Genomic DNA, 18511 nt, shown 5'->3' with positions numbered 1-18511 from the left:
ACAGCCTCTGTTCGCAAGCCGGTTGCGGTTGGCGCGGGGAAAGGGTCAAGTGGCGACAGGAGGCCACGCCATGACCACGGACCAGATCATTCTCTTTTCGCTCTTCGGGGCTGTCTTCGGATTCTTGCTCTGGGGGCGGTTTCGTTATGACATCGTCGCCTTTTCCGCCCTGTTGCTGGGCGTGGTGTTTGGCGTGGTTGAAACCAAACATGCCTTTGACGGCTTTGGCCATCCCGCGACCTTGATCGTGGCGCTGGTGCTGGTGGTCTCGGCCGGGTTGGTGCGGTCGGGTGCGGTGTTGCTGATCACCCGCACGCTGGTCGACCAGAGCCGGGCGCTTGGCGCGCATATCGCCATCATGGGCGGGGTTGGTGCGGTTCTGTCGGGTTTCATGAACAATGTCGCGGCCCTGGCGCTGTTGATGCCGGTCGATATTCAGACCGCCCGCAAGGCCGGGCGCAGTCCGGCGCAATCGCTGATGCCTCTCAGCTTTGCCACCATCCTTGGCGGCATGGTCACCTTGATCGGCACCCCGCCAAACATCATCATCGCCTCGATCCGGGGCGAGACCCTGGGCACGCCTTTTGCAATGTTCGATTTTGCCCCGGTCGGTGGCGTGGCGGCGCTGGCGGGACTGTTGTTCGTGGCGTTGATCGGCTGGCGGTTGATTCCGGTGCGCGAAGACGCCCTGAGCAAGGCCGGCGAGCTGGAACCCTATATTGCGGAATTGACCGTGCCGGCGGACAACAAGATTGTCGGCCAGCGTGTACGCGAGCTGCGTGAAGTTGCCGACAAATCCGATGTGGCCATTGTCGGGCTGATTCGCGATGGCAAGCGGCGCTATGGCTCGGTTTTGAACACCCTGATCGAAGCCGGGGATGCGCTGGTGTTGGAGGCGACGCCAGATGCGCTGGACGAATTCCGCTCGACCCTTGATCTGGCCTTTTCCGACGAGAAGCGAGAGGAGCTGCTGAAGGCGGATTTCGAAGGGCTGACCCTGATTGAAGTGGTCGTCCCCGACACCTCTCGCCTTGTGGGCAAGACCGTGCAATCCGTTGGTCTGGTCTGGCGGCATCGGACCATTTTGATGGGGATTTCGCGCAAAGGTCGCCGGATTACCCAACAGATGCAGCGCACGGAAATCGAACCGGGGGATATTCTGTTGCTACTCGCCCCGCGTGAAAGCGGGCCTACGGTTGTGGAATGGCTGGGCGTCTTGCCGCTGGCGGACCGGGGTTTGGCGGTGACCGAAAATTCCAAGACCTGGATGGCAATCGGATTGTTTGCCGGCGCGGTGGCCGCGGCCAGTTTCGGCCTGATCTATCTGCCGGTGGCGCTGGGGCTGGTGGTTGTGGCCTATGTGTTGTTGAAAATCCTGCCCCTGGCCGAGCTTTATGATCATATCGAATGGCCCGTCGTGGTGCTTTTGGGGTCGATGATCCCGCTTGGCGCCGCGCTAGAGACATCCGGCGGCACCGAATTGATTGCCGGGGCTTTGGTTGGCTTTACCGAGGGCTGGCCGGTTTGGGCGGTGCTGACCGTCCTGATGGTGGTGACCATGACGCTGTCGGATGTGTTGAACAACACCGCAACCGCAATTGTCGCAGCCCCGGTCGGCATCCAGATGGCCCAGAGTTTGAATGTGTCGCCCGATCCGTTTTTGATGTGCGTGGCGGTGGCGGCCTCGGCGGCGTTCCTGACCCCGATCGGCCACAAGAACAACACGCTGATCCTTGGCCCCGGGGGCTATCGCTTTGGCGATTACTGGCGCATGGGATTGCCGCTGGAGATTTTGGTGATCGCGGTGTCGGTGCCGGCAATATTGCTGTTCTGGCCGCTGTGAGAACCGCGATGAAGAAGGGGGCCAGCCCCCGTCCCTGCGGGACTCCCCGGGATATTTGTGAACAGAAGAAGACGAAGACGACAACGCGGACTTTTGCTTTGTGGGGTCGCCGATTAAGAGGCAGGCATGGGACATTTTCTGATCTTGCAATTGCGGCCCGAGGCGGATGCTTCGGACGCGGAATATGCGGCGATCCGCGACAAGGCGGGTTTGGCAGAGGCGCAGTGCCATCGCATTCGGCTGGATTGTGAAGATCTGCCAAGCGATCTGGACCCGCGCGATTTTTCCGGGGTGATTGTCGGGGGTGGGCCCGGATGTGTGTCGGACGCACCGGACAAGAAGTCGCCGGTTGAGGCGCGGATCGAGGCTGCGGTCTTGTCTTTGATGCCTGCAATTTCGGATCATGATCATCCGTTTATGGGGTGTTGTTATGGCATCGGCATATTGGGCGCACATTTGGGCGGGGATGTTTCCAAGGCACGGTATGGCGAAGCGGTGGGGCCGACCCTGTGCCAACTGACCGAGGATGGGCGGCAAGATCCGTTATTGGACGGATTGCCGGAGACATTTGAGGCCTTTGTCGGCCACAAGGAGGCGCTGCAATCGCTGCCGCAGGGCTGTGTGCATCTGCTGGCCTCTGCCCCCTGCCCGTTCCAGATGGTGCGATATGGCCAGAACGTCTATGCCACACAGTTTCATCCCGAGGCCGATGGCCAGGTTTTTGAAGATCGCATTCGCGTCTACCGCAACCATGGCTATTTCCCGCCAGACACGGCAGAAGATCTGATTGCGATGTGCCATGCGGCGGATGTCACCCAGCCTGAGATCATCCTGCGCCGATTTGTTCAGCGTTATGGATGAAGCGGCCACAGGAACGGGATCATGAAGCTGGCCAGCAGGCCGATGGAGAGGTTGAGCGGGATGCCGACCTTTAGGAAGTCGGTGAAGCGATAGCCGCCGGGGCCATAGACCAGCATGTTGGTTTGATAGCCGATCGGGGTGGCAAAGCTGGCCGACGCCGCGACCATGACAGCCACCACCAGCGGCCGGGGATCGACGCCCAGCGCCCCTGCCAGACCGATGGCAATCGGCGTGACCACCACCGCCACCGCGTTATTGCTGACCATCTCGGTCAGGATCGAGGTCAGCAGATAGATGGCCCAGATAATCAGAGGGGCCTGCAACAGCCCGATATAGGGTGCGACGCCATCGACAATCAGCGCCACCGCGCCGGAATGTTCCAACGCCGCGCCAATCGCCAGCATCGCAAAGATCAGGGACAGCAGGCGGCCATCGACGAAGGAAAACGCCTCATCCGCGTCGATACAGCGCGTCAGCAACACCACGGCAACGGCTGCAAAACTCAGCAGGAAGATCGGGGCCATTCCAAAGGCCGCCAGACCGACGATGCCGAACAGCGCCACAAAGGCCACCGGGGCATGGCCACGCCGATAGGCCCGCGCCGAGGGTTGGGTGACATCCACCAAATCCATCTCGGTTGCCAGACGTTTGATGTCGTCCGCGGCGCCTTCCAGCAGCAGGGTATCCCCCACCCGCACCACCAATTCATCCAGCTGGCGCCCGATATTCTGATTTCGACGATGCACAGCCAGCGGATAAACCCCGAACCGCCGCCGCAGCCGCATCGACCCCATAGACCGGCCGACCATCTTGCAGCCCGGTGTGATCAGCACCTCGACCGTGGTGGTTTCCACGGCAGAGACCTGATCCACGCGTTTCAGGGATTTATCGCGCTGCAAGGACAGAAGTTCGGTCATCTGGGTGCGCAGAACCACCCGGTCACCGACTTGCAGCTGCACGTTCTTCAGGTCGCGCCGCAGCGACAGGTCGCCGCGCACCACGTCAATCAACCGCACGCCATCGCGTTTGAACAATTGCACCCCGGTCACTTCGCGACCGATCAGGTTGCTTTCCGGCGGGATCACGGCCTCGGTAAAGAATTTCATCCGGCTTTTGTCGCTCAGCAGATCGGCCATGCTGTCACGATCCGGCAAGAGATAGGGGCCAACAAACCGAAGGTAGATCATCCCCCAGGCGACCAGAACCACCGCCAGCGGCGTCACTTCGAATATGGTAAACGGGGCCTGGCCCAGCGACCGCGACACACCGTCGACCAACAGGTTGGTCGATGTGCCGATCAGCGTCAACGTGCCGCCAAGGATCGCGCCATAGCTGAGCGGGATCAAAAGCTTGGAGGCATTGACCCCCAGCGTGCGCGACAATTGCACAAAGACCGGGATCATCACCACCACAACCGGGGTGTTCGACACCACCGCCGAGGCCAGCACCACAAAGGCCATCATCATGGCAATCGCCAGTTTCGGGTTTGATTGGGCCTGACGGTCGGCCATTTTGGTAAAGCTGTCCAAGGCGCCGGTGCGCACCAGCGCGCCCATGACAATGAACATCGCCGCGATGGTCCAGGGCGCGGGGTTCGACAGAACCTCCAGCCCTTTGTCATAGGGCAAGACCCCCGTAACCATCAAAAAGGCCGCGCCGGACAGGGCGACAACCTCGGTCGGATACACCTCTCGGACGAACAGAACGAACATCACGAGAACAACGCCCAATGTCGCCATGGCTTCGGAGGTTGGTGACAATTCCAGAATGCTGAACATATCGGCCCTTTTCAACGCGCCCAGCGCATAGTCTTACCCTTGCATCCGCAGGAGCAAGGGCCGCGTTACTTGCCGAAAATCAAACGGTCGGGCCGGATTGTTGCAGACGCCCGCCCTGGCGCACCATATGAACCGCCGTCGCCGCGCCGTTGCGGTCATCGGTTTCGACCATCAGCCCGCTGAGCGTCGCCTCTTCGCTTGCGGGGGTGAACCGGCCTTTGGGCATACCGGTGATGAAACGGCGCATTGGCTCGGCTTTGTCCATGCCAATAACCGAATTATAGTCACCACACATGCCCGCATCCGATTGAAACGCAGTGCCGCCGGGCAGGATCTGGGCATCCCCGGTGGGCACATGGGTGTGGGTGCCGACAACCACGCTGGCGCGGCCATCACAGAAATGGCCCATGCCCATTTTTTCGCTGGTGGCTTCGCAATGCATGTCAATCAGGCTGGCCTGGACCTGGCCGCCGCGCGGGTGGCTGCGTAAAATTGCATCAACCGCTGAAAAAGGATCATCAAATGGGCGTTTCATGAACACCTGACCCAGGGCCTGAGCCACCAGAATACGACGCCCCCGACCGGCATCAAAGATTGCCGCACCGCGCCCCGGCGCATCCTTGGCAAAATTCATCGGGCGCAGAACGCGGGGCTCGCTTTCGATGAATTGCAGCATGTCGCGTTGATCAAACGCATGATCGCCCAGGGTGACGCAATCGGCGCCCGCATCAAGCAGAAGTTTGGCGTGATCGCCGGTCAACCCCATGCCGTTGCTGGCATTTTCGCCGTTCACCACCACAAAGTCGAGCTTCCAATCGGCCCGAAGCCCGGCAAGACGGTCACTGACCGCTTTGCGGCCCGCACGGCCCATCACATCACCAAGAAAGAGTATACGCATATCGTTTGGGTAGGGTCACAAACACAAAACGGCAAGAGAAGAATACGAAATTCTGGCCCGCAAATCCGCCAAATCCATACTTATAATTGAGTTGACGGTGCAATTCACAACCCTGATTGTGTCTGGCATTGTCCGTTCATTGCGACCGCAACCGAGAGATTTTGCATGTTGACCCCTTTTGACATCTGGGCGCCGATGATCCGCGCGCCATTTTCCGGCGATGTGACCCAGGAAATTACCCCGCAAATCCTGTCCCCTGACATCAAGGGCGTGCCGGAAATCGAACATAAGGTGCAGGTCGAAGTGGCCAGCTATGGCAAGCAGTTGGGCAAGATCCTGGAGGCGCTGCAAACCCTGTCCGAGGCCACAGGCACCCCCCTGCCAGAGATCGACGCAATGGTGCAGCAGATCGAAGCGGTCAAATCCGACAGCAAGGCCGCCTTGCGCGCCGACGCCGAAGCGGCGCTGGAACGGTTGCGCGCAGCAGATGAACCGGCCTGGCGGGAGCTGCGCAAAGGTTAGACGCCGGGTGTGATCACAGCCTTTTCGGTCACGATCACATCCAGCGGCTGATCGGTGGGCTCCAACGGCAGGTCCGGGTCTTCTTGTGCCGCATAGGCAAAGCCAATTGCCAGTGTCGGGCGCGCCGCGCGCAGCATTTCCAGCGTGCGGTCATAAAACCCGCCGCCATAGCCCAACCGGCCACCGCTGCGCGAAAAGGCCACCAGTGGCACAATCACGATTTCCGGTTCAATAAAGTCCAGCATCGCAGGCACAGACGCGCCGAACGGGCCATCAACCATGGCACAGCCCGGTTCCCACCGGGCAAATTTCAGCGGTGCGCCCTTGGTCTCGATCACCGGCACACAGACCGGGCCATGTGCCGCAGCCTCTTCCATCGCGGGCAGTGGATCAATCTCGGTGCGCATCGCCATGTAGCCCGAAAGCGGCACGCCGCGATACCCCGCCAGCAACGAGGACAAGACCCCGGCCCGGCCTGGCCCGGCGGCCTCGTGGGCCAGCTGACGCCGGGCGAAACCCGCCTGGCGTGCGGCGCGTTTGCGGGCGGCCAGATCGGTCACAACAACACCACAACCGCCAACCCAAGAAAGGCAAAGAAGCCGACAATATCGGTCACCGTGGTCACAAAGGCGCCCGAGGCCAGTGCCGGATCGACCCCGACCTTGTCCAGCACCACCGGAATCACCGTGCCCGCCAACCCGGCGATCACCATGTTGATCACCATCGCCGCGGCAATCACATAGCCCAGCGCCGGCGAGCCGAACCAGACCATGCCGACAATCGCCATCACGACGGCAAAAATCACCCCATTGACCAAACCAACAAGGACTTCGCGTCGGATCACCCGCCAAACGTTCGCGCCGGTCAGGTCTTTGGTGGCAATCGCGCGCACCGCCACGGTCAGCGACTGCGTGCCCGCATTGCCGCCCATCGAGGCCACAATCGGCATCAGAACCGCCAACGCCACCAATTCGGCAATGGCGCCTTCGAACAGCGCAATCACCAGCGACGCCATCACCGCCGTCAACAGGTTGACCGCCAGCCACGGCAGGCGCTGCTTGGTGGTTTCAACAACCTTGTCCGAAAGCGAGCCTTCGCCAACCCCCGCCAGACGCATGATGTCTTCTTCGTGTTCTTCGTCCAGAACCGCCATCGCGTCGTCAATGGTGATCACGCCGACCAAACGGCCCTCTTCATCCACCACGGGGGCAGAAATCAGGTGATATTGGTTAAAGGCATAGGCCACATCGCCCTCGACCTGGGTGGCGGGAATGACACGAAACACCTCTTCTGTCAGATCCACCAGCGGCACATTGCGGCGCGCACCCATCAGTTTGCCCAGCGTGATGTTGCCAATCGGGTGCATCCGCGGATCGACCAGCACAACATGATAGAATTGTTCCGGCAGATCGGTGCTGCTGCGCAGGAAATCTATGGCATCGCCCACGGTCCAATGTTCCGGCGCGCGCACCACTTCGCGCTGCATCAAACGGCCTGCGGAATATTCCGGGTAGGCCATGGATTGTTCGACCGCCGCCCGGTCCGGTTCTTCCAGCGCGCCCAGAATCGCCGCCTGTTGCGGTTCTTCCAGATCCTCGATCAGATCGACCACATCGTCGCTGTCCAGCTCGCGCACAGCATCGGCCAGAACCTCGGGGTTGAGGACCGAAATCACTTCTTCCCGAATGCTTTCGTCCAGCTCGGACAGGATTTCGCCGTCGAATTCCTTGTCATAGAGCCGGATCAGCCGCGCCCGATCAAACGGATTGACCTGTTCCAGAAGGTCGGCGATGTCGGCGGCGTGCAACGGTTCCATCGCCGCGACCAGCGCCTCGCGGTTTCCGGTTTCAACCGCATAGAGAATCGCCATGACCGCCTTGCGTTCCAGCACATAGGCATTTTCGGCGTCTTCCGCCTCGTCGTGGATGGGCAGGTCTTCACTCTGGTCTTGCATGATTTTTCTTTTGCCCCGCAGGCTCGATTTTAGAGAAACATACGATAGTGTCGGAAAAAGAAACAGTGGTCTCACAGGAATTGTCGTGCAGACATCGGCAAGATTTGCCAAGCCACAATTGACGACAACATTCAACAATGAGGGGTGGCAAAATGAAGCTTTTGACCGGCCAGACGCTCAGCTTTCGGGCAGATCCGTTTTCAGTGCCTTTTGCCGAGGCCTGCACCCTGCACCGCCACGGCGGCGTATTGGTCGATGACGGGCGGATTGTGGCGACAGGCACCGCCGACGCGCTGCGCGCAAGTCACCCCAAGGCCGAGGAAGTGGCTTATGGTGCGGATCTGATCTGTGCCGGTTTTGTCGATGCACATGTGCATTTCCCGCAAACCGCGATGATCGCCAGCTGGGGCCTGCGGCTGATTGACTGGTTGAACACCTATACCTTTCCCGAAGAGGCGCGCTTTGCCGATCCGGCCTATGCCAAGGACATCGCGACCCGCTATCTTGATCTGACCGCCGCACATGGCACCACCACGGTGGCCAGTTTCTGTACCATTCATCCCGCCAGTGTTGATGCGATTTTCACCGCGGCACAGACACGCGGGCAATGTGTGGTCGCGGGCAAGACCTGTATGGACCGCAATGCGCCGGATGATCTGCGCGACACGCCGCAAAGCGCCTATGACGACAGCAAGGCGTTGCTGGAGCGCTGGCACGGTCAGGACAGGCTGCGCTATGCCATCACGCCGCGATTTTCACCGACGTCAACGCCGGAACAACTGGCGGCGATGGGGGCGCTGTGGGGCGAACACCCGGAGTGTCTGATGCAAACACATCTGAGCGAGCAAACCGATGAAATCGCCTGGGTGAAATCGCTCTATCCCGAGGCGCGGGATTATCTTGATACCTACGAGGCGCACGGACTTTTGGGCGCACGTGGGCTCTATGGTCATGCGATCCATCTGGAAGAGCGGGAAATTGATCGCCTGGCCGAGGTCGGCGCGGCATTGGTCCATTGCCCGACCTCCAACACCTTTATCGGCTCTGGTCTGTTTCGCACCGCCGCGATGAAGGCGCGCGGATTGTCGGTTGGGTTGGCGACCGACACCGGCGGCGGGTCCAGCTTTTCCATGCTGCGCACCATGGCGGCGGCCTATGAGATCGGCCAATTGGTCGGCACGCCGCTACATGCCGCGCAACTCATGTGGCTTGCGACACAAGGATCGGCCAAGGCGCTGCATCTGGACGATGAAATCGGCAATCTCGCCCCCGGCATGACGGCGGACCTTGTGGTGCTGGACCTTGCGTCGACCCCGGCGATTGCCCAACGTTTCGCCACCGCCAATGATCCATGGGAGGCGCTGTTTCCCACCATCATGATGGGCGACGATCGGGCCGTACGTGCGACCTGGATCAATGGATGTCTGGTGTGACCCGGCCCCGAAACGCGATGTTCAGCAGCCCCGCGCCAGCACCATGACCCAGATGTTGCCCGCCCCGCGCGCAACGCCAAGATCGGTCATCTCGCGGTCCATCATGTTGCGCCGATGCCCCCGCGAGGTGCGCCAGCCTTTCAATGCCTTATCCAGCGTCGTCTGGCCCTTGGCGATGTTTTCCGCCACCCCGCACCAGCGATACCCCGCCGCAGTCACCCGGGCCCCGACGTCAGAACCATTCGCGCCCTGATGCGCGAAAAATCCGCCGCGTGCCATGTCATCGGCATGGGCCTGTGCGGCGAGGACCAGCGGCGATGACCACCGCAAGGCCCGCCGCCCACGCAATCGACGCAATTGATTGACCGAATTCAAAGCCGCGCGTTCATCGCCCAGTGTCGGCGCGGCGCACCAACACAAGCCCGCCGCCAGGACATCCCGGCGTCTCATGCCATGAGCCTGTGCGCCAGCGTGTTCTGACGGGCAATTGCGGCCGGCAAATCGAACGACACGACATTGCCATCGCGCACCACGGCGCGCCCTTCGACAAAGAGATCACGCACCTTGTTTGGCCCCGCCAGCAGCATCGCCCCCGCATCCCAACTGCCGGCGGCTTCGATCCCCGACATGTCCCAGATCGCCAGATCAGCGCGTTTGCCAAGGGCGATCTGACCGCAATCATCGCGGCCCAGAACCTCTGCCCCACCGCGAGTGGCAATGCGCAGCGCCTCGCGGGCGCTGATCGCGTCCGCGCCAAGGGCAACCCGCTGCAACAGCATCATTTGACGGGCCTCGCCCACCAGATTGCCAATGTCATTCGACGCCGACCCGTCCACGCCCAGCCCCACCTTGACGCCCGCATCCCGCATCGCACGCACCGGCGCAATGCCAGAGCCAAGGCGACAGTTGGAACAGGGGCAATGCGCCACGCCGGTGCGTGTTTTGGCAAAGAGATCAATCTCTTGCCCGTCCAGCTTCACACAATGCGCGTGCCAGACATCATCGCCGGTCCATCCCAGATCCTCGGCATATTGCCCCGGACGACAGCCGAACTTCTCCAGGGAAAAGGCGATATCCTCGTCATTTTCGGCCAGATGCGTGTGCAGCATCACGCCCTTGTCGCGCGCCAATATCGCCGCCTCGCGCATCAGATCCCGGCTGACCGAAAACGGCGAACAGGGCGCCAGCCCGACTCGGACCATCGCGCCCTCGGATCGGTCATGAAAGGCATCCACCACACGAATCGAATCGTCCAGAATCGCGCGTTCCTGTTCGACCAGAGCATCCGGCGGCAGCCCGCCGTCGCTTTCGCCAATCGACATCGCGCCGCGCGTGGGATGAAACCGCAGACCCACCTCGCGTGCGGCGGCAATCGAGTTATCCAGCCGCGCGCCGTTGGGATACATGTAAAGATGGTCCGAGGTCAGGCTACAGCCCGACAGGGCCAATTCCGCCAAACCCACCTGTGCCGAGATGAAAATCTCTTCCGGGCCAAACCGCGCCCAGATCGGGTAAAGCGTTTGCAGCCACCCAAACAGCAGGGCATCCTGCCCGCCCGGCACCGCGCGGGTCAGCGTTTGATACAAATGGTGATGCGTGTTGACCAGGCCCGGCGTCACAAGGCAACCGTCGGCCTGCACCACCTCGCCGTCACTGGCCAGATCCGTGCCAATTTCGGCAATGACGCCGTCCTGCAAACGGATGTCACTTTCAGCAATTTCACGGTCCGCGTCATCCATCGTCAGGACCAGCGCGGCGCGTTTTATCAGGATGTCTTTCATTTGTACCCTCAGAGACAGGCCCATTTCTGAGGTGAAATCAAACGCGCCGGTAATGGGCAAATTTCGCACGTCCCGATGCCAAATTACCCGACCCCCCCCCGGCGATCAAGCACGCTGGCCTAGGCCCCCTGCAAAATCGCCATCGCCTGGGCATGAAGGGTCGCATTTGCAGCAGCCAGCGCGCGGCCGCCCTGATGCACCGGCCCGCCCGACCAATCGGTCACAAGACCACCCGCCGCTTCGATCACCGCAATCGGGGCCTGAATATCATAGGCATTCAACCCCGATTCGATCACCAGATCGACCTGCCCCGCCGCCAGCAGCGCATAGGCATAACAATCCATACCGTATCGCGTCAGCTGCACCTGCGCCGCAACACGGTCAAACGCGACCTTGTCTTCGGGCGTGCCAACCTCGGGGAACGTGGTGAACAAAATTGCATCCGACAGCGCCTCGGTGGTTTTTGTCGCCAATTCCACCTGCCCATGCGGGCCATCCATGCGCGCCACGCCGGGGCCGCCACGAAACCGCTCGCCGATATAGGGTTGATCAATCACCCCCATGCGCGGCCCATTTGCATCCGACAAGGCGATCAACACGCCCCAGGTCGGCGTGCCGGAAATGAACCCGCGTGTGCCGTCAATCGGATCAAGCACCCATGTCAGACCGGATGTGCCATCCTGCGCGCCAAATTCCTCGCCCAGAATGGCGTCCTGTGGGCGATGCTGGGCCAGGACGTCGCGCATGGCCCGTTCTGCGGCGCGATCCGCAACCGTCACGGGATCAAATCCCGCCGCCAGTTTGGATTCCGTCCCCAGGGCCGTGCCCCGAAAAAACGGCAAAATGGCCGCACGCGCTGCGTCGGCCATTTCATCCGCCACCTTCCAGAGGTGGCTCATTTCGTCGTTCTGCATAACATCCCCCGCCGATTTGCGCCGCCTTGCGGCCGCGCTCTTGCGGGGTTTATGCGACGTCGCTCAACACGCGGGCAAGTTCAAACAGGCGCCGACGCTGATTTTCCGGGATCGCATAATAGGACCGCACCAGATCCAGCGCTTCCTTGTCGCCCAGAAGATCGGCAGGCACGCCGCTTTCCCCTGATGTCGGGGCCTCTGCCCCTTCGTCCAGACCTTCAAAGAAGAAGCTGACAGGAACCTCCAGCGCATCTGCAATGTCCCAAAGACGCGAGGCACTGACCCGGTTTGCACCGGTTTCATATTTCTGAATTTGCTGGAATTTGATTCCGACATGTTCGGCAAGCTGCTGCTGGGTCATTCCAACAAGCCACCGACGGTGGCGGACTCGTTTGCCTACATGCACATCCACGGGGTGTGGCATACCATTCATCCTTTACTTTGCGCCCCCGATGGAGAGATCCATCTGAGTTCGCATACTATAGTTGATGCGGAAATGAGTGACCCCCGCACAGTATTTACAACATTGCACCCCTGCAGCTTGGGAAAAGATACGGATGGCACACCAGAAAGCAAGGAAAAAGAACGCGTAAAAAGAATACGGTTAACGCCTGGCACACGCAGGACGGTAAGAAAACACCGCTCACCGCCCGCCTCTGTCGCCCCTCCCGATTGCCGCGACATATCACGCCATTTACAAAACGGCGGTGGCGCGAAACTGTTACCTCGCGGCCATTAACCATCCCCCACCTCAAAGGACAAGTTTGAAAAATGCGCGCATTCATGATCGCCACCGCCGGGGCAGCAGCCGCGGTGACCGACTGCCCGAAACCCGATCCGGCGGCTGGGGAGTTACGGTTGAAAATCGCGGCCTGCGGTTTGAATTTTGCCGATATTCTGATGGAAAAGGGCACCTATCAGGACACGCCGACCGCGCCATTCACCCTGGGAATGGAGGTCGCCGGCGTGGTGGATGCGCTGGGCCCGAATACGGACGGCCCTGCGCCCGGCACGCGGGTTGCGGTGTTTGGCGGCCATGGCGGGCTGGCAGAATACGGTTGTTTTGACGTGGCGCGCGCCGTCGTTCTGCCCGACAGCATGAGTTTTACCGACGCGGCGGCGTTGCAGATCGCCTATGGCACCTCGCATGTCGCATTGCAGCATCGCGCAAGATTGCAACCCGACGAAACCTTGTTGGTGCTCGGGGCGGCGGGGGTGGGCCTTACGGCGGTGGAAATCGGCAAGATCATGGGGGCCCGGGTGATTGCCTGTGCTCGCGGCGCGGACAAGCTGGCAGTGGCAAAAACCGCCGGGGCCGACCACCTGATCGACGCCACAACCGCCGACATCCGGGCCGAGGTCAAGGCCTTGGGCGGGGCGGATGTGGTCTATGATCCCATTGGCGGTGCACAATTCGAAGCCGCCTTTCGGGCCTGCAATCCAGAGGCGCGCATCCTGCCGATCGGCTTCGCCAGCGGCGATGTGCCGCAGGTCAAAACCAACCATCTGTTGGTCAAAAACCTGAGCGTTCTGGGGGTCTATTGGGGCGGCTACCTGAAATTCCGCCCCGATGTCGTCACCGATTTCGAAAACCCTGATCGACTGGCACAGAGCCGGTCGGATTTCCCCGCATGTCAGCCATGTTCTGCCGCTGGATCGCGCGGCAGAGGCGCTGGCGCTATTGCGTGACCGGAAATCCACCGGCAAGGTTGTGGTCACACCCTGACGGCCATCGGCGTTGACGCGGCTAAAGCGTTTCATAGGCCTGACGCACCAAATCAGACAGCAACCGCACCGGTTCATTGCCCGGCTGATCATTGCTGTAGAGATTGACCATATAGGTGCCCAAATCCGGCAGACCGCATCCCATCGGCAATTCGGTCAACTGCCCGGGCACCGTCCCCTCCAGCAACGCCGTAACCGCGAGATCGGCGCTGACCGTCGCCTCGACCGTGCGGTCGCTGTCGGTTTCCACCACCGAGGTCCAGTCCACATCGGCGCGGTTCAATCTTTCGATCACGCCGGGGCGAAAACCGCATTGCACCGCCTGGGCCAACCGCAGGGGACGGTGCCGCCAGACCTGCCCCCCCGGCGCACCAACCCAGCGCAGGGCAATCTCTGCCAATGTGGTGCCCCCGTCGCCCAATGACCGCTCGGTTGTCAGGATCAGATCGGTTTCCCCACGCGAAAAATCCTCGCGCAGTTTGGCGGTGTAGCTGGTGACCAGCCGCACCCGCATCCGCGGCATTTCCGCGGCAAACCGTTGCAGCACCAGCGGAATGACCGGGTAAACAATGTCATGCGGCACGCCCAGCCGAATTTCCCCGGCATATTCAGAAGCCGTCAGTTTCGAAAATGCCTCGTCGTTCAATTCGACCATGCGACGGGCATAGCCCAGCAACTGCTCACCTGCTGCGGTCAAGGCAATGCGCCGCGCCGTCCGGTCCAGCAGCTCCAGCCCCAGAAGCTCTTCCAACCGCTTGAGCTGCATCGACACCGCAGATTGCGTCAGGTTCAAAAACCCCGCCGCACGGGTGACGCCCCCGGTCTGGGCCACGGCCACAAAACTGCGCAGGACAGTGACATCAAGGTTTCGCATGATACATCAGCCTTTGTGATATTAAAAATCAAAATCATTCGTTTTCAATATGACGCGGGCCGGACTACACATCAAGGAACAAAATACTTCACGACGAAAACATCACAACCAAAGGAGATACCCAATGTCCCGCAGCCTTGAAATCGCCTGCCAACCAACCCGGCGCTCTGCCCTGCCCCGACTGACCGAAATTCTGGCAATCTACCGTCAGCGCCAGACCCTTGCCCGGCTGGATTCAGCGCAGCTTGCCGACCTTGGGTTGACCACACAGCAAGCCGCAGCAGAGGCGCGCCGCCCGATCTGGGATCTGCCGACGCATTGAAACGCGCGCGAATCCGCGATTTGATGTCAATTGACACCGATTTCCTCCGAAAACACCGCCTAGGCGACCGTTGATATCTTGAAAACTCAGGTGGTTCAGCCAATATCTGAGGGGACGGCCAGCATGTGCTTGGCCCCAGCTCTTTTTCGGAGGAACTCGATGGCTAACTATAACACAATCCGGTCGACAGCGGCTGCCGCCTGGCGCCGCCCAGATTGATGCGGGCCTGCGCGCCCACATGAACAAAGTCTACGGCACAATGTCGGTGGGCATGTTGATCACCTTTGCAGTCGCCTGGGCCGTTGGCTCTAACCCGGCGCTGTTGTCGGTGTTCCGTGACCCCGCGACATTGCAACCCAACATCCTGGGCTGGATCATCATGTTTGCGCCCCTCGGTATGGTGTTTGCCTTTGGCGCGGCGATCAACAAACTGTCCGCCGCCGGCGCGCAACTGTTCTTCTATGCCTTTGCGGCGGTGATGGGCCTGTCGCTCAGCTGGATCTTCGTGGCCTTCACCGGCTTCTCGATTGCTCAGGTCTTCCTGGTCACCTCGATCGCCTTTGCCGGTCTAAGCCTCTATGGCTACACCACCAAAAAAGACATTTCTGGTTGGGGCTCCTTCCTGATCATGGGTGTGATTGGTCTCTTGGTGGCGTCGATCATCAACATCTTCCTTGGCTCGCCCGCGATCATGTTCGCGATTTCGATCCTGGGTGTGCTGATCTTTGCCGGTCTGACCGCCTATGACACCCAGAAGATCAAGAACACCTACCTTGAGCACGCCCACCACGGCGACAGCGAATGGTTGGGCAAAGCCGCGATCATGGGGGCATTGAACCTCTATCTCGACTTTATCAACATGTTCATGTTCCTGCTGCAGCTGTTCGGCAATCGCGAATAAGCAGACCGCACAACAACAGACAGTATCACGCATTGGGCCGGTCATATGACCGGCCCATTTGCGTTCCAACGTACCACCCGCCATCGGAGCCACAGATGCGCACACAATACCATGCCCGCAAGGTCGGGCCGGACCATGCATATCTGGGACGTGCATCGCCTGGTGCGCGTGTCAGAGCCTCTGGAGGTGATCAGACTGCCGCTCACCGAAATCGCAGAGCTTGATGAAAACTGGTGGTACGACGACCCCGCCAACGTGCCAACGCCACGATCCTTTGTGCAGCATATGACGTTGGTCAGGGCGTGCGACCTCGCCCATCCAATTCTGCTCTGTGCTGAGGGGCGATTGATGGATGGCATGCATCGCGCGGTCAAAGCTCTGCTGGCGCGGAACGCATATATTCTGGCACGGCGGTTTCCACAGACACCTGCCCCGGATCACATCAACGTGCCGCTTGCGGAGCTGCCCTATCATGATCAGGACATCTGAGACCGCCCAGCACAGAAAAAGACCCATACACGAAAAAACGCCGCGCAGGCTTGGGGCCGCGCGGCGTTTTGCCGTCTAGAAGGAAAAGATCGCTTACTTGATCTTACCTTCTTTGTATTCAACATGTTTCCGCACAACCGGGTCATACTTACGCTGAACCATTTTCTCGGTCATGGTGCGCGCATTTTTCTTGGCCACGTAAAAGTGGCCAGTGCCCGCGGTCGAATTCAGGCGGATCTTGATTGTGGTCGGCTTCGCCATTTTTCATCTCCTGCGTGGCGCGGGCCAATGCCGTCGCGCACTCGTATATCTCTATGAAGGTCGGGTTCTACTCGTCTACGCCCCCGAGTCAAGCGGTTTTCATCAGGTTCTGGCCGGAGAAGGCCATTATTGCGCGGAAGGCCTGTAAGCCGGATTCTGTCTCGGCGCGAACGCCGTGGATGACCATTCCTCTTGACGCATGATTGCCCATGCGCCTCTAGCTGCCAACCCGGACCTCTCGGGCTGAAACATCCCTGCGTCGATATCCCCGAAAGGATCAGTCGCGCGCGAGGCCCCTATTTGGCATTGCTCCCGGTGGGGCTTGCCTTGCGGGCGCTGTTGCCAGCCCCCCGGTGGGCTCTTACCCCACCGTTTCACCTTGACCCCTGCAGGCAGGGGCAGTTTGTTTTCTGTGGCGCTCTCCGTCGGGTTACCCCGCCCGGGCGTTACCCGGCACCGTTGTCTCAGGGAGTCCGGACTTTCCTCGCGGGTCTTGCGACCCCCGCGGCCATCCAGCCTTCCGCGCAAGGGCGCACTTACGGGCTGTGCGCGGCCCGGTCAACGGGAAACCGCGTTGACAGCTCCGCGAGCAGCGCAATGTCGCACCTGTCCAGCGGGCCTGTGGCCGCCGGGCGAAACCGCGCCCGAAAGGCGTCAAGCAATGTGGCGTCATCCACCGCAGGCCCATAGCCAAACAACACCGCCAGCGCGCGGAACCGCGCGGCAGTGACCGTCGGCTCATCCCGTCGCGCCACGTCCGCCAGCCCGGTCTCTGGCCAAATCGACAGCCCCACCCGCGCCAACCGCCGCCAATCGAACCGTCGGCCGGGGTCGATCTTGCGCCCCGGTGCCATGTCGGAATGGCCGATCACCCGCTGTGGGGCAATATCCCACCGCGCCATGATCCGTGGCAACAACGCCTCCAGACAGGCCATCTGAGGCTCTGAATACGGCTGGGTGCCACTGTTGGTGATCTCGATCCCGATCGAGCGGGAATTGACGTCCGTGACGCCACCCCATGACCCGGCGCCGGCATGCCAGGCCCGCTGGTCCTCGCCAACCATTTGGATCAGCTCACCTGTGGTGGAAATCAGATAATGCGCCGAAACCTCGGCCACGGGATTACACAGCCAGTCACGGGCCGCCACCGTGGTGGTCATGGCGGTGTAATGCAGCACCACCATGTCTGGCCGCGCGCCCAGCCGCCGCGCGCCGCAATTGGGCGACGGATGCCATAACGCGCCCGCGTCCCGCAAGGATCAGCCGCCAGCAGCGCGACGGAAAGGTGTCGGATCCCAGGCACAGGCAAAACCATCCCCATCAGGATCAAGCGCCTTGCGATCCCGCTGTGGCCCGCCATTGGACAGGAAATCTTCCTGCGCCAGATCGGGGCTGGCAAAGCTTGCGCAATTGCGCTGATGCTTGGCCTGTGAATTCAACGACGACCGTTTGTAGACCGCCGTCCCGACCGGGTTGTTGGTCTGCAGGGCATAGCCGACGATATTGGGCTGGCCACCCTGTCGCGTCGGCAGGGCCGTCGGTTCGATCACCTGATATTGCGCCTGCGCCTGACGCAACCGGGCAGCATCGCCCTGAATATCACGTTCGCCAGAGACCGCCTGGAAATCCTGCTCGCGGCTGATTCCCGCGCCATTGGTCACCGCCTGCGGCGCGGGGTTTTCCGGGCTGGCGTCAAGCGGCGCAACGCCGGAATTTGCCGCCTGCGCCTGTGCGGCAGCGGCGCGTTCGATCGCGGCCCCATCGCCCTGTTGCGTGGATTGCAGCTCTGAGGTTTGCACCGGCGGCGCACCTTCAAGACGGGCATTGCGCTCAAGCCGCGCGGTGCGATCCGCATCAACACGGTCAAAGCCCACACCGGCGCCACTGTCCGGCACCTGCGGCGCACAGGCCGCCAAGGCCCCTAGGGCGACACTCGCCAGGAAAATTCGCATATG

The 18511-nt window shown here is 61.1% G+C and carries 18 protein-coding genes, 1 other RNA gene and 2 pseudogenes; 8 read left to right on the top strand and 13 right to left on the bottom strand.

Features of this window, described 5'->3' with window-relative positions; translation table 11 throughout:
- The first annotated feature begins 70 nt into the window (after positions 1–70).
- Entirely contained in the window at positions 71–1843 is a 1773-nt protein-coding gene (locus AC0L4F_RS05620; RefSeq protein WP_244686187.1) for an SLC13 family permease, read from the top strand.
- A gap of 126 nt (positions 1844–1969) precedes the next feature.
- Positions 1970–2704, top strand: coding sequence for a glutamine amidotransferase (locus tag AC0L4F_RS05615; RefSeq protein ID WP_244686184.1), 735 nt, complete (start codon positions 1970–1972; stop codon positions 2702–2704).
- On the opposite strand, the gene AC0L4F_RS05610 is transcribed toward AC0L4F_RS05615, so the two are convergent.
- Together AC0L4F_RS05610 and AC0L4F_RS05605 are read right to left on the bottom strand one after the other, a co-directional pair.
- Positions 2695–4482 (bottom strand): SLC13 family permease, encoded by a 1788-nt coding sequence (locus tag AC0L4F_RS05610; RefSeq protein ID WP_244686182.1) that lies wholly within the window; start codon positions 4480–4482, stop codon positions 2695–2697. The genes AC0L4F_RS05615 and AC0L4F_RS05610 overlap by 10 nt on opposite strands.
- A 79-nt stretch (positions 4483–4561) precedes the next feature.
- Positions 4562–5380: a TIGR00282 family metallophosphoesterase gene (locus AC0L4F_RS05605; protein ID WP_244686180.1), complete on the bottom strand. Its 819-nt coding sequence runs from the start codon at positions 5378–5380 to the stop codon at positions 4562–4564.
- A 165-nt stretch (positions 5381–5545) separates the two neighbouring features.
- On the opposite strand from AC0L4F_RS05605, the gene AC0L4F_RS05600 reads away from it, so the two are divergent.
- Entirely contained in the window at positions 5546–5902 is a 357-nt protein-coding gene (locus AC0L4F_RS05600) for a hypothetical protein (protein WP_244686178.1), read from the top strand.
- Here the strand turns inward: AC0L4F_RS05600 and AC0L4F_RS05595 are convergent.
- Together AC0L4F_RS05595 and mgtE are read right to left on the bottom strand one after the other, a co-directional pair.
- Entirely contained in the window at positions 5899–6462 is a 564-nt protein-coding gene (locus tag AC0L4F_RS05595; RefSeq protein ID WP_244686175.1) for a 5-formyltetrahydrofolate cyclo-ligase, read from the bottom strand. The genes AC0L4F_RS05600 and AC0L4F_RS05595 overlap by 4 nt on opposite strands.
- Positions 6459–7856 (bottom strand): magnesium transporter, encoded by a 1398-nt coding sequence (mgtE, locus tag AC0L4F_RS05590; protein WP_244686173.1) that lies wholly within the window; start codon positions 7854–7856, stop codon positions 6459–6461. Before mgtE ends, AC0L4F_RS05595 begins: the two co-directional genes overlap by 4 nt.
- Before the next feature lie 152 nt (positions 7857–8008).
- On the opposite strand from mgtE, the gene guaD reads away from it, so the two are divergent.
- Positions 8009–9289, top strand: a complete 1281-nt coding sequence (guaD, locus tag AC0L4F_RS05585) for a guanine deaminase (protein ID WP_244686171.1) — start codon at positions 8009–8011, stop codon at positions 9287–9289.
- 21 nt (positions 9290–9310) lie between these two features.
- On the opposite strand, the gene AC0L4F_RS05580 is transcribed toward guaD, so the two are convergent.
- From AC0L4F_RS05580 to AC0L4F_RS05565, 4 genes are all read right to left on the bottom strand, one after another.
- Entirely contained in the window at positions 9311–9739 is a 429-nt protein-coding gene (locus AC0L4F_RS05580) for a CAP domain-containing protein (RefSeq protein ID WP_244686169.1), read from the bottom strand.
- Entirely contained in the window at positions 9736–11070 is a 1335-nt protein-coding gene (locus tag AC0L4F_RS05575) for an 8-oxoguanine deaminase (RefSeq protein ID WP_244686166.1), read from the bottom strand. Before AC0L4F_RS05575 ends, AC0L4F_RS05580 begins: the two co-directional genes overlap by 4 nt.
- A 119-nt stretch (positions 11071–11189) precedes the next feature.
- Positions 11190–11984 (bottom strand): histidinol-phosphatase, encoded by a 795-nt coding sequence (hisN, locus tag AC0L4F_RS05570; protein WP_244686164.1) that lies wholly within the window; start codon positions 11982–11984, stop codon positions 11190–11192.
- Positions 11985–12033: 49 nt separating this feature from the next.
- On the bottom strand, positions 12034–12408 hold the full coding sequence (locus tag AC0L4F_RS05565) for a helix-turn-helix domain-containing protein (protein WP_244686162.1): 375 nt from the start codon (positions 12406–12408) through the stop codon (positions 12034–12036).
- 347 nt (positions 12409–12755) lie between these two features.
- Between AC0L4F_RS05565 and AC0L4F_RS05560 the strand changes: the two are divergent.
- Positions 12756–13710, top strand: a pseudogene (locus AC0L4F_RS05560) (NADPH:quinone oxidoreductase family protein).
- Positions 13711–13731: 21 nt separating this feature from the next.
- On the opposite strand, the gene AC0L4F_RS05555 reads toward AC0L4F_RS05560, so the two are convergent.
- The gene (locus AC0L4F_RS05555) at positions 13732–14586 is read right to left on the bottom strand and encodes a LysR family transcriptional regulator (RefSeq protein WP_244686366.1); all 855 of its coding nucleotides are present in this window, start codon (positions 14584–14586) and stop codon (positions 13732–13734) included.
- 121 nt (positions 14587–14707) lie between these two features.
- Between AC0L4F_RS05555 and AC0L4F_RS05550 the strand changes: the two genes are divergently transcribed.
- From AC0L4F_RS05550 to AC0L4F_RS05540, 3 genes and pseudogenes are all read left to right on the top strand, one after another.
- Complete coding sequence (locus tag AC0L4F_RS05550) at positions 14708–14905, top strand: DUF1127 domain-containing protein (RefSeq protein WP_244686160.1); 198 nt, start codon at positions 14708–14710, stop codon at positions 14903–14905.
- 159 nt (positions 14906–15064) lie between these two features.
- Positions 15065–15806, top strand: a pseudogene (locus tag AC0L4F_RS05545) (Bax inhibitor-1/YccA family protein).
- A gap of 135 nt (positions 15807–15941) precedes the next feature.
- On the top strand, positions 15942–16295 hold the full coding sequence (locus tag AC0L4F_RS05540; RefSeq protein ID WP_244686155.1) for a hypothetical protein: 354 nt from the start codon (positions 15942–15944) through the stop codon (positions 16293–16295).
- A 93-nt stretch (positions 16296–16388) separates the two neighbouring features.
- Here AC0L4F_RS05540 and rpmG read toward each other — a convergent pair whose 3' ends face one another.
- From rpmG to AC0L4F_RS05520, 4 genes are all read right to left on the bottom strand, one after another.
- Complete coding sequence (gene rpmG, locus AC0L4F_RS05535; protein ID WP_244686152.1) at positions 16389–16556, bottom strand: 50S ribosomal protein L33; 168 nt, start codon at positions 16554–16556, stop codon at positions 16389–16391.
- 129 nt (positions 16557–16685) lie between these two features.
- An RNA gene (gene rnpB, locus AC0L4F_RS05530) (RNase P RNA component class A) lies at positions 16686–17080 on the bottom strand.
- A gap of 12 nt (positions 17081–17092) precedes the next feature.
- On the bottom strand, positions 17093–17740 hold the full coding sequence (locus AC0L4F_RS05525) for an N-acetylmuramoyl-L-alanine amidase (RefSeq protein ID WP_244686364.1): 648 nt from the start codon (positions 17738–17740) through the stop codon (positions 17093–17095).
- Positions 17741–17815: 75 nt separating this feature from the next.
- The gene (locus tag AC0L4F_RS05520; protein ID WP_244686150.1) at positions 17816–18508 is read right to left on the bottom strand and encodes a hypothetical protein; all 693 of its coding nucleotides are present in this window, start codon (positions 18506–18508) and stop codon (positions 17816–17818) included.
- Between the last annotated feature and the right edge of the window lie 3 nt (positions 18509–18511).

The organism is Marinovum sp. J2-8 (assembly GCF_055808435.1).
Note: the sequence above shows the minus strand (reverse complement) of the source record. Positions and strands in the feature narration are given on the sequence as shown.

Excerpts from the sequence above, each read along its gene's own strand:
- AC0L4F_RS05620 (WP_244686187.1), top strand. The coding sequence starts at position 71 with ATGACCACGGACCAGATCATTCTCTTTTCGCTCTTCGGGGCTGTCTTC.
- AC0L4F_RS05615 (WP_244686184.1), top strand. The coding sequence starts at position 1,970 with ATGGGACATTTTCTGATCTTGCAATTGCGGCCCGAGGCGGATGCTTCG.
- AC0L4F_RS05610 (WP_244686182.1), bottom strand. The coding sequence starts at position 4,482 with ATGTTCAGCATTCTGGAATTGTCACCAACCTCCGAAGCCATGGCGACA.
- AC0L4F_RS05605 (WP_244686180.1), bottom strand. The coding sequence starts at position 5,380 with ATGCGTATACTCTTTCTTGGTGATGTGATGGGCCGTGCGGGCCGCAAA.
- AC0L4F_RS05600 (WP_244686178.1), top strand. The coding sequence starts at position 5,546 with ATGTTGACCCCTTTTGACATCTGGGCGCCGATGATCCGCGCGCCATTT.
- mgtE (WP_244686173.1), bottom strand. The coding sequence starts at position 7,856 with ATGCAAGACCAGAGTGAAGACCTGCCCATCCACGACGAGGCGGAAGAC.
- guaD (WP_244686171.1), top strand. The coding sequence starts at position 8,009 with ATGAAGCTTTTGACCGGCCAGACGCTCAGCTTTCGGGCAGATCCGTTT.
- AC0L4F_RS05580 (WP_244686169.1), bottom strand. The coding sequence starts at position 9,739 with ATGAGACGCCGGGATGTCCTGGCGGCGGGCTTGTGTTGGTGCGCCGCG.
- AC0L4F_RS05575 (WP_244686166.1), bottom strand. The coding sequence starts at position 11,070 with ATGAAAGACATCCTGATAAAACGCGCCGCGCTGGTCCTGACGATGGAT.
- hisN (WP_244686164.1), bottom strand. The coding sequence starts at position 11,984 with ATGCAGAACGACGAAATGAGCCACCTCTGGAAGGTGGCGGATGAAATG.
- AC0L4F_RS05565 (WP_244686162.1), bottom strand. The coding sequence starts at position 12,408 with ATGCCACACCCCGTGGATGTGCATGTAGGCAAACGAGTCCGCCACCGT.
- AC0L4F_RS05550 (WP_244686160.1), top strand. The coding sequence starts at position 14,708 with ATGTCCCGCAGCCTTGAAATCGCCTGCCAACCAACCCGGCGCTCTGCC.
- AC0L4F_RS05540 (WP_244686155.1), top strand. The coding sequence starts at position 15,942 with ATGCATATCTGGGACGTGCATCGCCTGGTGCGCGTGTCAGAGCCTCTG.
- rpmG (WP_244686152.1), bottom strand. The coding sequence starts at position 16,556 with ATGGCGAAGCCGACCACAATCAAGATCCGCCTGAATTCGACCGCGGGC.
- AC0L4F_RS05525 (WP_244686364.1), bottom strand. The coding sequence starts at position 17,740 with ATGGTGGTGCTGCATTACACCGCCATGACCACCACGGTGGCGGCCCGT.
- AC0L4F_RS05520 (WP_244686150.1), bottom strand. The coding sequence starts at position 18,508 with ATGCGAATTTTCCTGGCGAGTGTCGCCCTAGGGGCCTTGGCGGCCTGT.